General features: G+C 63.7%; 12 protein-coding genes. 8 read left to right on the forward strand and 4 right to left on the reverse strand.

Annotated elements, in window-relative coordinates; genetic code table 11:
• The first annotated feature begins 13 nt into the window (after nucleotides 1–13).
• From ACLBYA_RS08180 to ACLBYA_RS08190, 3 genes are read left to right on the forward strand one after another with little or no spacing between them, the layout of a single operon-like run.
• Nucleotides 14–1687, forward strand: a complete 1674-nt coding sequence (locus ACLBYA_RS08180) for an acyl-CoA synthetase (protein WP_447708882.1) — start codon at nucleotides 14–16, stop codon at nucleotides 1685–1687.
• The gene (locus ACLBYA_RS08185) at nucleotides 1684–3162 is read left to right on the forward strand and encodes an aldehyde dehydrogenase family protein (RefSeq protein WP_447708883.1); all 1479 of its coding nucleotides are present in this window, start codon (nucleotides 1684–1686) and stop codon (nucleotides 3160–3162) included. The genes ACLBYA_RS08180 and ACLBYA_RS08185 overlap by 4 nt, the downstream gene beginning before the upstream one ends.
• A gap of 15 nt (nucleotides 3163–3177) precedes the next feature.
• Nucleotides 3178–4020, forward strand: a complete 843-nt coding sequence (locus tag ACLBYA_RS08190) for an enoyl-CoA hydratase (protein WP_447708884.1) — start codon at nucleotides 3178–3180, stop codon at nucleotides 4018–4020.
• Between the two features lie 195 nt (nucleotides 4021–4215).
• Here the strand turns inward: ACLBYA_RS08190 and ACLBYA_RS08195 are convergent, their stop codons facing one another.
• On the reverse strand, nucleotides 4216–4800 hold the full coding sequence (locus ACLBYA_RS08195) for a TetR-like C-terminal domain-containing protein (protein WP_447708885.1): 585 nt from the start codon (nucleotides 4798–4800) through the stop codon (nucleotides 4216–4218).
• A 310-nt stretch (nucleotides 4801–5110) separates the two neighbouring features.
• On the opposite strand from ACLBYA_RS08195, the gene ACLBYA_RS08200 reads away from it, so the two are divergent.
• The 3 genes from ACLBYA_RS08200 to ACLBYA_RS08210 all read left to right on the forward strand — a co-directional run bounded on the left by ACLBYA_RS08200 (nucleotide 5111) and on the right by ACLBYA_RS08210 (nucleotide 9160).
• Nucleotides 5111–5617 carry a hypothetical protein gene (locus ACLBYA_RS08200; RefSeq protein ID WP_447708886.1) on the forward strand — a complete coding sequence of 169 codons (507 nt, stop codon included), beginning with the start codon at nucleotides 5111–5113 and terminating at the stop codon, nucleotides 5615–5617.
• 117 nt (nucleotides 5618–5734) lie between these two features.
• A complete protein-coding gene (locus ACLBYA_RS08205; protein ID WP_447708887.1) occupies nucleotides 5735–6925 on the forward strand; it encodes an amidohydrolase family protein in 1191 nt (396 codons plus the stop codon).
• Nucleotides 6926–6928: 3 nt separating this feature from the next.
• A complete protein-coding gene (locus ACLBYA_RS08210) occupies nucleotides 6929–9160 on the forward strand; it encodes a molybdopterin-containing oxidoreductase family protein (RefSeq protein ID WP_447708888.1) in 2232 nt (743 codons plus the stop codon).
• Between the two features lie 15 nt (nucleotides 9161–9175).
• On the opposite strand, the gene ACLBYA_RS08215 is transcribed toward ACLBYA_RS08210, so the two are convergent.
• From ACLBYA_RS08215 to ACLBYA_RS08225, 3 genes are read right to left on the reverse strand one after another with little or no spacing between them, the layout of a single operon-like run.
• Nucleotides 9176–9499 (reverse strand): 2Fe-2S iron-sulfur cluster-binding protein, encoded by a 324-nt coding sequence (locus ACLBYA_RS08215; RefSeq protein WP_447708889.1) that lies wholly within the window; start codon nucleotides 9497–9499, stop codon nucleotides 9176–9178.
• Between the two features lie 29 nt (nucleotides 9500–9528).
• Nucleotides 9529–10758, reverse strand: a complete 1230-nt coding sequence (locus ACLBYA_RS08220) for an NAD(P)/FAD-dependent oxidoreductase (RefSeq protein WP_447708890.1) — start codon at nucleotides 10756–10758, stop codon at nucleotides 9529–9531.
• A 21-nt stretch (nucleotides 10759–10779) separates the two neighbouring features.
• Complete coding sequence (locus tag ACLBYA_RS08225; RefSeq protein ID WP_447708891.1) at nucleotides 10780–12156, reverse strand: aromatic ring-hydroxylating oxygenase subunit alpha; 1377 nt, start codon at nucleotides 12154–12156, stop codon at nucleotides 10780–10782.
• A gap of 475 nt (nucleotides 12157–12631) precedes the next feature.
• On the opposite strand from ACLBYA_RS08225, the gene ACLBYA_RS08230 reads away from it, so the two are divergent.
• Together ACLBYA_RS08230 and ACLBYA_RS08235 are read left to right on the forward strand one after the other, a co-directional pair.
• On the forward strand, nucleotides 12632–13543 hold the full coding sequence (locus ACLBYA_RS08230; RefSeq protein ID WP_447708892.1) for an LLM class flavin-dependent oxidoreductase: 912 nt from the start codon (nucleotides 12632–12634) through the stop codon (nucleotides 13541–13543).
• A gap of 262 nt (nucleotides 13544–13805) precedes the next feature.
• On the forward strand, nucleotides 13806–15191 hold the full coding sequence (locus ACLBYA_RS08235; protein WP_447708893.1) for an amidohydrolase family protein: 1386 nt from the start codon (nucleotides 13806–13808) through the stop codon (nucleotides 15189–15191).
• Nucleotides 15192–15250: the final 59 nt, after the last annotated feature.

The following is a 15250-nucleotide window of genomic DNA, read 5'->3' on the forward strand; positions in this document are numbered from 1 at the left end:
ATCTGGAGATCTGATGCGATACAACCACGCTGAGCTGTTCGCCGGCGTTGCGGCTGCCATACCCGAGCGAGACTGCATCGTTTTCCGGGACCGTCGGCTGACCTACCGTGACGTCGCCGCGCGAGTAAACCGGCTGGCGAACCTGCTGCTGTTCCACGGGATCACCGTTCACACGCCTCGTGCCGAGCTGCAGCAGTGGGAATCTGGTCAGGATCACGTTGCGCTGTACCTGCACAACGGCAACGAGTATCTGGAGGGGATGCTCGGCGCAGCGGCGGCCCGCGCAGTGTCGTTGAACGTCAACTACCGCTACGTCGAAGCCGAACTCACCTACCTGCTCAACGACGCCTCGGCACGCGCGATCATCTACCACGCCCGGTTCGCGCCCACCCTCGCCGCGGTCCTGCCATCGCTGCGCCGGCCGCCGACGCTGCTGCTCCAGGTCGCCGACGAATCCGGCAACGCACTACTGCCCGGCGCCCTCGACTACGAGGCCGCGCTCGCCGCGGGCAGCTCGGACACCCCCCCGACCGAGCCGGATGCCGACGATCTCTACCTGCTCTACACCGGTGGCACAACCGGAATGCCGAAGGGCGTGATGTGGAACCAGGCCGAAATCCTGCAGAGCGGGCTGGGCGGGTTCCTACCCGAGGGCGTCTTCGACGCAACGACCCTCGCCGAGGGCGTCGACCTCGTCGCCGCCGCCGACCGCTCCGTGGTGCTGCCGCTGCCGCCGCTGATGCACGGTGCGGCCCAGTGGATGGCGCTGGCCGGACTTCTGGGCGCCGGGACAGTGGTTTTTCCCGACGTCGTGGACCGGCTCGACACAGAATCGATCTGGCAGCTGATCGACCGCGAGGGCGTGCAACGGATGAACATGGTGGGCAACGCATTTGCCACCCCGCTGTGCGATGAGTTCGAGCGTGGTGACCACTCCGGAAAGTCCTTGCAGCTGATCGGTGTGGGCGGTGCGGTCACCAGCGCATCGGTCAAGGACCGCATCCTGCGGCTACTACCGCAGGTGGTGATCGCCGACGTCGCCGGATCCTCGGAGACCGGCTCCCAGCTCACCAACCTGAGCACCAGCCAGTCGCCGGCGACCTCCGGTGTCTTCACAGCCGCAGCCGGTACCTGTGTGGTGGCCGAGGACCATGGTCGCGTCCTCGACCCGGGCGATCCCGAGACCGGATGGTTGGCCCGCGAAGGCGCAATTCCGCTGGGCTATCTCAATGACCGTGACAAGACCGAACGCACGTTCCCCACGATCGACCGACGGCGCATGTCACTGCCGGGCGATCGGGCGCGGCACCGGGCGGACGGCTCCATCGAGTTGCTCGGACGGGACTCGGTCACGATCAACTCGGGCGGGGAGAAGATCTTCGCCGAGGAGGTCGAGGAAGCACTGATCGCGCACCCGTCCATCCGCGATGTGGTCGTGGTGGGACGCCCCAGCGACCGCTGGGGCAGCGAGATCGTCGCTGTCGTGGAACTGGTCGCCGGGCTCAACCCGACAGACGAGGAGCTGCTGGTGGATGCGGCGAAACGGCTGGCCCGGTACAAGCTTCCGAAGTCCGTTGTCCGTGTGGACAAGGTGCTCCGCAGCCCCGCAGGGAAGGCCGATTATCGATGGGCCAGAGACCTTGCCGCCGCAGCTGAATCGCCCGCACAGAAGGAGCTGATCAAATGACCATGACCACCGACTCACCTGTAGACGTCACACCTGCTGAGCTGCAAGGCCTCCTGGATGCGCAGCGCGCCGCGCAGTCCTTGGATCCGATCCCGGATGCCGCGACACGGCGCGATCGCATCGACCGCTTCGTCGCGGCGGTCCTGGAGCACAGCACAGAACTTGCCGAAGCGCTCGATGCTGACTTCGGCGGTCGTCCTGCGACCACCTCGATGGAGCTCGATATCCTCGGCGGGATGGGATCCATCGCCTATGCCCGGGAAAACCTCGAGGCATGGATGGCCCCGATCGAGGTGCCCGGCGGGCTGGGTGGTGCATTCCCGACTTTCGTCCAGAATCGTCCCAAAGGCGTTGTCGGCGTGATAAGTCCGTGGAACTTTCCGGTCGTGCTCGCGTTCGTGCCGACCGTCGAAGCGTTGGCCGCCGGCAACCGGGTGATGATCAAGTTCTCCGATATGACGCCGCGCACCGGGGAAGTGTTCGCTCGCGCAGTCGCTTCCAGGATGAGCCCCGAGGAGGTTGTGGTCGTCAACGGCGGGTTGCCGACCGCCACTGCCTTCACCGATCTGCGCTTCGACCACATTTTCTTCACCGGCTCGCCGAAGGTCGGACGTCTCATCGCCACCGCCGCCGGAAAGAACCTGGTGCCGGTCACGCTTGAGCTCGGCGGCAAGAACCCGGCCATTGTCGCGCCTGATGCCGATATCGCCGACGCGGCAACACGTCTGGCCGCTGCCCGACACGTCAACAGTGGACAGGTGTGCCTGTGCCCCGACTACGCCTTCGTTCCCGAATCCGGCAAGGACGCCTTCGTCGAGGCCTATAAGAAGGCGGTGCTGGCCCACTTCCCGACCTTCGTCGACAACTCGGACGTCGTCTCGATCGTCAATGACGCCAACTATGCACGGGTCTCCGGACTGGTCAAAGATGCGAAGTCCAAGGGAGCCGTCGAGATAGTCATCGTGCCGGAGGGGGAAAAGGACCGGGTGCCCGACGCCGGGTCTCGCCGGTTCCCGCCGACCCTGCTGCTCGACGTCCCGGAGAGCGCCGAGATCAACACCGAGGAGATCTTCGGTCCGGTGCTGGTGGTGCACACCTACTCCGAGGTCGACGAGGCGATCGCCTACGCTGCCACCGGTGAACACCCACTCTCGTCCTACTGGTATGGCGCGGATACCGACGATTTCCAGCGGTTCGTTCTGAAGACCACATCTGGTGCGGTGTCGCGTAACGACTTCGGCTTGGCGTATGTCAACGATGCTGTGCCGTTCGGTGGCGTCGGCATGAGCGGATCGGGCGCCTATCACGGCAAAGCCGGCTTCGACACGTTCTCCCACCAGCGTCCGATCGCACAAAGTGACCTGCCGACACCCTTCGCGGCGGCCTTCACGCCGCCGCTGACCCCTGAACGGGTCGCCACCGCAACGGGAACGGTCGCCGCGATCCTGGCCGACACCGCGTCCCGGCTGGATTGACGGGCGGTCCGGAAGGTGGGCGAGTTCCAGACAATTGTCTATGAGCGGCCGGCGGACAAGGTCGCAAGGATCGTGCTGAACCGGCCCGAGGCCAGAAACGCGCAGAGCATGCGGATGCTCTATGAGCTGAACGATGCATTCGACATTGCCGCACAAGATGATTCGGTGAGCGTGATCGTCTTGGCCGCCAACGGTCCGCATTTCTCCGCTGGGCATGACCTGCGCGAAGGAGATGCGCTGCAGGTGGTCAAGGATCACCAGCGAGTCGGCACGTGGTGCGGGTTCGGCTGTGCTGGTGCGGAATCGCAGATGGCGGTCGAGAAGGAGATGTACCTCGGGCTGAGTGAGCGCTGGCGCAACCTGCCGAAACCTACGATCGCTGCCGTACAGGGCAAGGTGATCGCCGGCGGTCTCATGCTGGTGTGGCCCTGTGATCTCATTGTCGCGGCCGACGATGCACTGTTCCAGGACAACACCGTGTCGATGGGCGTGAGCGGCGCCGAGTTCTTCAACCACCCGTTCGAGGTCGGAGTCCGCAAAGCCAAGGAGATGCTGTTCACCTCCGACTTCCTCACGGCCGCGGAGGTCCACCGGCTCGGGATGGTGAACCATGTTGTGCCGCCCGAGGAATTGGACTCGTTCACGCTGCAGTTGGCGTCGCGTATCGCCGAGAAGCCGCTCTTTGCACTCAAACTGGCGAAGGAAGCCGTCAATGTCGCTCAGGACAATCAGGGGCGGGCCAACGCCATGCAGACCTCGTTCGCATACCACCAGCTGTGCCACAGTCACAACCAGCAGGTTCACGGCATGCTGATCGACCCCGGTTTCATGGAGAAGACATTCAAGTCGAAATCCTAGGTGCGAGCGGAACGGCTCAGCGGACTCCGAAGGTGTTGCCCGCCAACGGAGTGCGCCGTTTTGTGATCCACGATTTCGACATCTCGCCCGAGATGTTGCCCGGCTGGGAGGTACTGGGCGTCGAACTGGTCGTTCCCAGTTGCCCGGTGGGGCCGGCCGAAGGGTGCACTGCGCGGTAATCTGGCGCCGGGCGTGTCAGGGGTCGCGTCGGCGTAGGCCGTCGAGCAGCAGATCTATCAGTCCTTCGTGGTCGGAGACCGGAAAGAACTCGGCCGTATTGTTGGCGTGCAACGCGATAGCGCCGATCACAGCATCCGCCACAGTGCTCGGTTTGATGTCGTCGCGAACTTCATCGCGGGCGATCGCGTCGTGTAATGCGTCCTCGATGGCCGCCAGGCAGCGATCGACCGAGTCGCGTTTGAAGACGGTGTACATGTCGGGGTAGTCGGCGATCTCGGCGGCGCACCGCTGCAGGATGCTGAGACGCGGTTCGACGAACACGGCGGCGACCTGCTCCAGCAGGATCGTCAGATCTTCGTGGATCGACCCGGTGTGTGGGGGGTTGCAGTCGGCTGCCAGGGTCGACATCCCGGCCAGGATGAGGTCCTCGCGGTGCGGCCAGCGCGCATAGATGCTGCGCTTGGCCGCGCGGGCACGTGCGGCCACCGAGGTGATGCTGAATTCGGCGATGCCCTTGTCCATCAGCTCGTCGACGGCGGCGGCCAGAACCCGATCGTCAACGGATGCATCCCGCGGTCGTCCGCGAGGCCGGGTGGTCACGCCGGAAGTATAGGTGACGCCCCATTCGGCTCGGTTGCTTCGTCGGGAGGCTGGCAAGCCGTGCCGTCACCGGCATATCGCCTGATAGGCGATATGAGCTGATATATGTCACGGCAACCGTTGCATAATGGTGGGACGCGATGTAAGCTGGATCACACAGCCCCGTCGGATGAGTCGACCGCCGCAAAGGCGAAGGCCGTCAACGAAATCCGACACCAGATCGTCACGTGTGGCGGCAATTCACAAGTCATGGACCGGCAGCCCGTCAGGTCCACCATCGAAAGCACGGAAGGTAGCAAGCATGGCAAAGATGACCGCCGAGGAGATGGACCATATCCTCATCGTTCACGAGATCGCCGAATTCGACAACGATGTCGAAGCGGTGATGGCGACCCTCGCGGACAATCCGCAGTACGAGCTGCCCAACATGGGCTGGCACATCAAGGGCGAGGTGGCTGTCCGGGAGCTCTACAACCGCTGGCTCAGCGGCGCGGACAAGCGAAACATCTGGGCGGAGAAGAGGGTTCAAGCCTATTCAGCAGATGGCGACGCGATGATCCGTGACGCGTTCGTGTTCTACGACAACGACGCCGGCGAGCGAGTCACCAGTCGGTACTCGACGGCCTTCTCCTTCGAGAATGGCAAGATCAGCGGTGAGCGTATGTTCATGGAGCCGCCGTTCGCGAAGGTCATGAACGACATCCTGGGTCCGGATTTCGGTGAGATCGAGGGTGTTTCGAGGATCGAAACCATGGGTCCGCCGCCGGTTCCGCGGCTGGATCGCGCCGCCGAGCACGCCGCCCGTCCGAATCACTGACAGCTCACAGCCCGATCGGTGGTGTGCGGCATCCTCCGGTGCGGCACGCCACCGATCGGCTCTCCCCGGATGGCGGTCCCGAATGAGCCGCGATCCCAAATACTTTGAGAGGTCGCAATGAAACTCCTTGCGCATGATGTCGACAGTCACGAGATGATCCCGAGTCACCTGCTTGAGGATGTCCTCGGCCAACCCGGCCGGATCATGGGCAATATTCTTGCAGCCGCCGACCAGAATCCGGGGAATGCGGACGCGATGTGTCAGCCGGACATCGTGGGCGACACGAGGGAGATCGACCCCGACGATATCTGGAAGGTCAAGGGCCCGTCGGCGCCGAGCGCGATCGATCTCGGACGGCGCGTCGAGGTTCTCGATGCCATGGGCATCGACAAGCAGCTGGTCTTTCCGACCACTGCGATCGCAGCGATGATGGTCGGCGGCATGAACGACGCCGCCTATGCAATGCGCTGGGGCGGTGACCTTTCGGTGTTCGAGGGAATGTCCAGGCCGGACTTCACGAACCTGTTCCTGACGGCGTACAACGACTGGGTCATCGACAACGTGGATCTGGCCGATGGACGCATCCGCATGGTCGGGATCGTCACCACCCAACCCGATGTGAACGACATGGTCGTCACAGCCAGGAGGCTGGTCGAGGCCGGCGTGCGCGCCGTGTACATACAGGCGGACGTGCCGCCCGGTGGTGTCTCGCCGGCGCACTCGTCGCTGGACCCGCTGTGGCGGCTCTTGGAGGAGAACGATGTTGCCGTGACGCTGCACATCGGCACCGAGTTCTTCTTCCTGGATCCGGGCTGGATGATCGCCGAGACACTCCTGGACCTGTTCCAGTCCCCGGAGATCCCGAACGCCAACATCCAGCTGTTCTCGACGGTGCACATGGCGCTCGACAACTATGTGTCGGCGATGGTCCTCGGCGGAGTGTTCGAGAGGTTCCCCCGGCTGCGGCTCGGCATGATGGAGGTCGGGGCCCATTGGATCGGAAATGCCGCGCGCCGGATGGATATGTACGTCAAGGTGTTCCCGGGTGCAGCCGCAGCGAAATTCCCGCTGAAGCCCTCTGAGTACATTGCCCGCAACGTACGGGTGTCGCCGTTCAACTTCGAGCCGGTCGACCGATACATCCAGGATGATCCGAATCTTGCCGATGTGTTCTGCTTTTCGACCGACTACCCGCATGTCGAGGGTACGAAGGACTCGATGAAGACCATGCTGGCCAGGGTCGAGCCGCTGGGGGAGGAGATCACGACCAAGTTCTTCCGGACGAACGCGGAGTGGTTGCTGCCGTGACCGATGACGGCCCGGTTGCATTTATCCCGAGAACCTCGAAGCGACACGTGCGGGAACGGCAATCGCGTGGATTCCAGTGAGCGCACCGTCATCACCTACTGCAGGATCTGCGCTTCGAGTTGCGGGTTGAAAGTCACCGTCGACGAGGCGACGAACTCGATCACGCGTATCGGTCCGGACAAGGAGAACCCCTACACCTGGCGGGATTTCTGCGCCAAAGGTCGCACTGCCGGCGAACTCGTCGGCCACCCGCGTCGGGTGGTGGAGCCCATGCGCCGGGTGGGGGACCACTACGAACCGGCAACGTGGCGGGAGGCGATCAACGACATCGCCTCCCGTGTGAACCGGATCATCGAGGACCACGGTGCCGACGCTGTCGGGTCCTACCACGGCAATCCCGCGGGCAATTCGATGGCAACGTCGATCTTCTTTCCCGGCTTACTGGACGCGATCGGGACGGGAAATCGATTCTGGGTCGGTTCGGTCGACCAGAACAATGTGCACGTGGTGAGCGAAAAGCTCTATGGATCCCCGCTGATCTCGCTGATTCCTGATGTGGATGAATGTGATTGCTTCCTGCTCATCGGGACCAACCCCGCGGTGAGCAAGATGCACTGGGTCGACGCGGTGGCTGATGGCTGGCAGCGTGTCCTCGCTGCTCAAGCGCGCGGGGCCGATCTGATCGTGGTCGATCCCCGGCGCACCGAGTCGGCCGCGAGCGCGACGACACACGTACCGATCCGGCCCGGCGGTGACTGGGCATTCCTGCTCGGCATCATCAAGGTCGTGTTCGAAAATGGTTGGATCGCAACCGATGTGCGGCCGAAGATCACCGGGGTAGCCGAACTGAGAGCGCTCACAGAGGCGGTCGACCTCGAGCAGCTCGCGGTTCATGCCGGGGTAAACGTGGCACTGATCGCCGATGTCGCCGAGAGGTTCGCCACAGCGCGAACGGCCTTCTGCAGCGCGCGGACGGGCGTGTCGCAGACGCCCACCGGGACCGTCGGGGAATGGTTGTCCATGGTCTTGAACCATCTCACCGGGCGAATCGATGTCCCCGGTGGTCGTCGATTCGAACGGAGCTATGTCGACACCGTCGGGCTGTGGGGCCGGTTCACGCCGCCGGCCACACATCGAAGCCGCATCCGCGGCCTCGAACCGGTGGCGGGGTTCCATTCGGTGGCCGAACTCGCCGACGAGATCACCACGCCGGGCCCCGGGCAGATCAAGGCGATGTTCTTACTGGCGGGAAATCCCGTCGTATCCGGACCGGATGGGGCCGCGCTCGATCGTGCCTTTGCCGCGCTCGATCTGTTGGTGGCCATCGATCTCGTCCAGCGGGAGAGTCAGCGCCATGCTGACTGGATCCTGCCCGGCACCCATTGGCTGGAACGCGACGAGCTTCATGCGCTCATCCACTCGCTGTACGACGAACCCTATGTCCAGTACGGCCGCCGAGCTGTGGCACCTCCGCCGGGCAGCCGGCAGGAATGGGAGATCTTCGTTGATCTCGCAATAGCGATGAAGCGGCCGATGTTCGGCACACGCGGCGTCAACACGTTCATCCGGGCGACTCGATGGCTGGCCAAGATCACCGGGAAGCGGGCTCTGGCCTTCCGGCCGGAATGGATCGAGCGCGCCCTCGTCAGACTCGGCCGGCGCCTGAAGTGGAAGGACATCCTCAACCACCCACACGGCTGGATCTACGCCGAAAAAGAGTACGGACAGCTCGAATCCGTACTGCGCACGCCGAGCCAGGTCGTCAATCTGGCTGATCCCGAGTTGATGGACGAGGTGCGCAGGCTGGCCCAACTTCCTGCGCCCTGTCCGCCACCGGGGTTTCCGCTGTTGATGATCGGCCGGCGTCGACTGGAGTCGATGAACTCGTTCCTGAACGAAAATCCGGGTCTGCACCGGCGGACGCGAACGAACGTCGTCGAGATTCATCCCTCGGACGCCCAGCGCAACGGGATCAGCGACGGTGACACGGTCCGCGTGTGGAGTGCAGTCAACAGCATCGTGGCCCCGGCGAGAGTTTCGGACGCGATGCGTCCGGGCGTCATCGCTACCGAGCATGGTTGGGGTTCAACGGTATACGCACCAGATGGCAGTGTCATGCCTGAAGTGCACGGCGCGAACCGGAATCTGTTGGTGTCGAGCGTCCAACTCGATCCGTTCAGCCAGATTCCGGCGCTGAACGAAACCTATGTGGCGGTCGAGCGGGTGCCGTCCTAGAGCGCGTCGACGGTGTCAGTGCTGCTGGCTTTCGGGCATGCGTACGATCAGGCCGTCCATGGCGTCGCTCACCTCGATCTGGCACGACAACCGTGAGTTGGCCTCGACGCCATCGGCGAAGTCGAGGATGGTTTCTTCCATGGTGGTGCGCTCGCCCGTCCGACTCAGCCACGCCTCGTCCACGAAGACATGGCACGTGGCGCAGGAGCACGAACCGCCGCAGTCCGCATCGATGCCGGGGATGTCATTTCTGACTGCCCCTTCCATCACCGAGAAACCGGGTTTCACGTCGACGGCATGCTCGGTACCGTCGTACTCGATGTAAGTGATCTTGGCCATGTGCTCCCTTTCACCGCCTTCGGAGTGCGTTAGGCGGCAACCTCTTTCATCGACACCGTCATGTCCACAAGTCGTTCTCGGGCAATCGGCTTCTGCGAGGCGATCAACTGTTTTCCGGCCATGAATTCCGGTGCGGCGTTGACCGCTTCCACGGCACGGATCACCTCGCCCTTCACGTGAAAGACGGCGAAGCTGCCGGCAGCGGGATCTCCGCGCAGCAGGACCGAGTCGGCATCCACCGCGAGCCCACCGATCTGAAGTTTCAGATCGTATTGATCAGACCAGTTCCAGGTGACTTCAGGCCGTAACGTTGGCTTGCCGACGATGGCCGCGGCGGCCTGTTTGGCCTGTTCCAAGGCGTTGGCAACGCTTTCCAAGCGGATGTCGCGGTCATAGAGCGGCATGGGTCGGCGGGTCAGGTCGCCGATCGCGAAGATGTCGGGATCCGACGTCCGGGCGGTCAGATCCACGATCACGCCGTCAGCACACTCAAGGCCCGCTTCCTGCGCCAGCTCGGCGTTCGGAACGGCGCCGATCCCGACAAGTGCTGCGTCGCAATGGATTGTCCGCCCGTCCTGGAGCACCACCCCGGTGACGCGACCGTTCTCGCCCTCGAACGCGGTGACGGCGACGCCCAGTTCGAACGTCACGCCGCGGGCGCGATGGTAATCCTGAACGAAGGTCGACAACTGCTCACAGGCGACCCGTGCCAGCACGCGCGGCATGACCTCGATGACCACCGCCTCGGCGTGCAGGGCTCGGGCGGACGCAGCCGCTTCGAGTCCGATATAGCCGCCCCCGATCACCGCCAGGCGTTTGCCTTTGCCCAACGACGCCTTGAGCATCTCGGCGTCTGCCGAATTACGTAGGAACAGAACCCCATCGAGGTCGGCGCCAGGTACCGGCAACGGCCTCGCGCGGGCACCCGTGGCCAGGATCAGCGTGTCGTAGTGGACCGCTCCGCCGGTGTCGGTGTGCACCGTCTTGGCGAGGCGGTCGAGCTTGACCGCCTTCTGGTTCAGCCGCAGATCGATATCGCGTTCGGCATAGAAACTGGCCGGCCGCAGCGCCAGCGAGTCGGCATCGGCCTCTCCTTTCAACCACGCCTTGGACAGCGGCGGCCGCTGATAGGGGACGACCACCTCCTCTCCGAGGAGGGTGATGGGCCCGGCGAATCCGTGTTGTCGCAGGGTTGCCGAGGCCGAGCCGCCGGCGTGGCCGCCGCCGATGATCACGATATGCGGGCCAGGCTCGCTCACGACACCTTCTCGGTCATATTGCTAGCTGGTCGGCTGGATGCCGAGATATCGATCCAGCGTCTTGTGGAAATGGCCGATACGAGCCTCGCTGCGTGCGAGGACCACTTTCTTGAGCGCCCGGTTGCGCAGACCGCGCTGCTGGCGCGGGATCTGCTCCCGGTCCTGGTCGAGCACGAGACCGAGGCTCTGGTCTTCCGGGATCCAGCTGTGCGGCGTGGCAAGCTTCTCGCGATCCTTCGGGGGAACCCACTGGTAGTTGACCACGTCGAAGATGCATCTGTTCGGATCGCCGGAGGGGTCGGGGCGGAACCGGAACAGCAGCGTTTCACGTGCGCGGACGACCATGGTTGTGTTCGGGAACAGCAACCAGGAATGAGCATCACTCATCTGGTTGTCGGTCATGCCGGAGACGTCTTGTCCCTCGGCCTCCGCCGCAGCGCGGTTCGCCTGCTGGAAGAGGGTGCGGACCGAGACACCCGGGGGGAACACAATCTTGCCGGCCGCGTCGAGGTAGGGGGTGACGAGTTCTTCCATAGGGTTGCTTGCGCCGGGCCCCTGGATGGCCTCGGCCATCGAGCCGAAACCTTTGACGATTCGTTCCGGTCCGACATCGCCGAGGCGCGGGCTCGGAACCGCGTAGGCCACGGTGAACACGTCATGGTCGCCGAAGAATCCGTAGTGCATCTGTTGGTCATCGCTGGTGGTCAGCACCTGGGGGTGGATGGCGTGTACGTGATACTGCTCGATGAACGCTTCGATGCCAATTTTCCAGTTCGCTGCCAGAGACTGGCTCACGTTGAGGCCCAACGGAATCAGCTCTTCCGTTCGGTAGGGCTCCAGCAGCGCCTTGACGTCGTCCCCGAGATAGTCGTCGAGCGAGCGCGCGTGGGGGTCCGGATTGATGAAGACGAATCCGCCGAAGAGACTGGTCTGGACGGGGACCAGCCCAAGGTTCGCCTTGTCGCAGGAGCCGAAGGTTTCTTCGTCGGAGATCTTGCGGAGACGGCCATCGAGTTCGAATTGCCAAAGGTGGAATGGGCAGGTGAGGCGCGCGGAATGGCCGTGCCCTTCGCACAAGGCGTTGCCGCGATGTCGGCACGCATTGATGAAACCTCGAACCACGCCGTCATTCCCGCGGACGATCAAATAGGACTGATCGAGCAGCGTGTATTCGAACCAGTAGCCCGGCTCCGGTACTTCGGACTCGTGGCAGGCGATCTGCCAGGTGTGCGGCCACAGCCGCTCGCGCTCAAGTTCGGCGAATTCTTGTGACCGGTAGCGTTCGGGGTCGAGCTCCATCGGCCATTGGGTGGTGTCGAGGTCGGCGACCATCGGACCGGCCTCAAGGCGCTGAGCCGGGGACAGGTGTGCCTCCGGTGCGTAGACAGATGCGGACATTTCGTAGCTCCAAATTTGTTGTCATTGCGGCGGGCTGGCCGGATGTGGTGGTTCGGTACCGTCCGAATGGTTCGATCTCCAAGGCGGTTGGGGATCCGGTGCGTTGCAGCGGATCCCGCAGGAAGCAGAGTGAAACGGAATAGCCGCCCCGAGGACGTCGCGCGTGAAGTAGATCAATCTATCTGTTGTGAGTCCGACCGTAGAACCGCCGCCGGAACACTGTCAATAGCTGGGCGTTTGCGAATTTACCAAATCTGACACGTATACGTGTCGGATTGAGCTAATCTCGCGGCAGGCGACCTCAAGCAGGACCGCTTCCAAGCGCTGGTGCCCGTCGGCGGGCCTCGAAACCTGTTGTACCGGAGGGGTTGGAGAGCAGGCCGACAGCCTTGGCCACCCATTGTCGACGCACGGTTTGTGCTCGGAGTGGACCCCGTATCCGTCGTTGGCGAATCTGAAAATGAAGGAGTGCAACATGTCTGGACCGAGCGTCGGGGTCTTCTTGCCCACCATGAGTCCTACGGCGGACATACCGCCGGATGTTGTGGCGGCTGCTCGACACGCCGAGGCCTTGGGTTTTGAGTCGGTGTGGGTGATCGATCAACTGGTGGCCGGCAGTCAGATGGCCTTTCATGAGAGCGTCACGGTGCTGGCTGCGGTCGCTTCGGCCACCGAACGTGTCAGGCTGGGCTTCGGCATCATGGTGCTGCCGCTGCGGCCGGTGGCCTGGGTGGCCAAGCAGATCGCCACGTTGCAGCATCTCTCCGGTGACCGGGTGATCTTTGGTGTCGGTATCGGCGAGGACCGCCACCCGGGATCCTGGGGAGCCGTGGGCGTTCCTCGACGGCGGCGCGGCCGATTGACCGACGAGGCGCTGCGGGTGCTCCCGGATCTGATCGCCGGCCGTCCGGCGCCGGGGGAGGACGGTGTCGAGTACCGGTTGCTTCCAGGTGCGACTGTTCCGCCGATGCTGGTGGGCGGCATCTCGGAAGCGGCCCTGAACAGGGCCGTCGATGTCGGCGGATGGTACGGCCTACCGTTACCGCCGGCCCAGATCGGGCGGATCCGCCAGGGCCTGGCTGAACTGGCCGCGGCCAAGGGCCGTCCGACGCCCGCCGTCACGGGGTTCGTGACGGCGTCCATCGCCGGCGATCCGACGATGCCCGATCGTCAGGCCGCGGTGAAAGCTATGGCGGACCCGGCCGGGATGTGGGGATTTCCGTACGAGGTTGCCGACGCCATGATCTCCGGCGGAACTCCGGCCGAGATCGCCGAGGAGCTGGCCGCCCTGGGCGAAGCCGGCGTCGAGCGGGTGACGGTGACACTGGTGGGTGACTGGTCCCGGCAGGTCGAGTTGCTCGCCGAAGCCGTCGGCATGCTCCCCTGATAGTGACTCGCAGCCGGCCTGCCGGCCAGATCCGCTGTGATGTGCTGCGGCACAGTGGAGAAGCGTGGGCCAAGCCACTCAAAATGCTTGACCTGGGCGGCTGTGGAGAGAAAACTGATACCTGCCGGTATCAGATAGATCGATCAGCCAACGATGGGAACGGCGCGATATGCGAGCCAGTTTTGATGTGCGGAATGCCGATGCGAGCACCCTGTCCAGTCCGGAACTGCGACCGATTACGATCGTCTCCGCGGACTCGCACGTGTCGTTGCCGCCGAAGATGTACAAGGAGTATCTGGATTCCGAGTACCACGGCTCGTGGGGTGTTTTCCTCGACGACATCGAGTTGATCAACAAGGTCGTCGATCTGCAGGGGTATCCGTTCCCGCCGGAGGCACTGGAGGTTTACGACAAGCGTGGTGTGGTCGAGAACGCCGGTGAGGTCGGCTTTTTTGATCCGGTGTGGCGGCTGCGTCAGGTGGAGGCCGAGGGGATTGCCGCGGAGTTCTTACATCCGCTCGGACCGATCGGTCCCGCGCCGTTCATCGATGTGACGAACTCGCGGTGTTCACCCGAGTTGCGGATGGCGGGGGCACGTGCGCACAACCGGTTTCTGGCCGAGTTCTGTTCGGAGGCTCCCGGCCGCCTGCTGGGGGTGCCGTTCATCTATCCGTGGCCGGATTGGGATGCTGCGGTCGCCGATATGGTGTGGGCCCGGGAACAGGGTTTCTTCGCTATTTTCCCTCCCTACACCGCGGGTGCGCCCGGGGATCTGCCGGCCCTGTACGACTCCTGGTGGGACCCGATGTGGGCGGCATGTCAGGACCTGGGTCTGGCAGTGCACATCCACGCCGGCTTCGGCAATCCCCAGGGTGCGGTTGCCGAGTTGGCGCGGCAAGCCTTCGGCAACCCCGACGGGGCCGGAGGCGGCAACATCCTCTCGATGATCGACATGAGCATGCTGCCCAAGTTCGATCCCGACGCCGAAGGCGAGGCGCCGCCCTCGTTCCTATCCGCGTTCTTCGAATCGTTCACCGAACGTCGGCCGTTGTGGCAGTTGATGTGGGGTGGCGTGTTCGACCGGTTTCCGAAGCTGAAGGTGGTGTTCACCGAGATCCACGCCGATTGGCTGCCGGCGACACTCGCGTATCTGGATCGGGCCTATATGGCTGTGCCAAGTGAGATGAAGCTGACGCCCACGGAGTACTGGCAGCGTCATTGTGCGGTCGGGACATCGCTGATGCGTTACGGCGATGTGGCGGTGCGCCACGAGATCGGTCTGAACAAGATGATGTTCGGGAGCGATTACCCGCATACCGAAGGGACGTGGCCGAACACGCACGATTGGATCCGAACGACACTGGGCTCGGTTCCCGAGGTCGAGGCACGTGCGATCTTGGGGGAGAACGCGATCGAGTTCTACGGGTTGGATCGCGCCTTGTTGGAGAAGACGGCCAAGCGGGTCGGCCCGTTGCCGGGTGAACTGTTCAGCGGCGAGCCGGTCGATCCGAAGTTGATCCGGCACTTCGAATTCCGGGCGGGCATCAACAAACCCATCAACTTCGATGTCGATCAGATGAACGAGGCGTTTGCCAGCGATCGTGCGGGTGCCATCACCGCTCTCGCGGCCACCACGAACCCCAGATGACCGTGTCGATACCCCTGACAACACTTTGGTTTTGAAGGTCGACCTGGAGAGAGGGCAAT

Source organism: Mycobacterium sp. C31M, assembly GCF_053345865.1.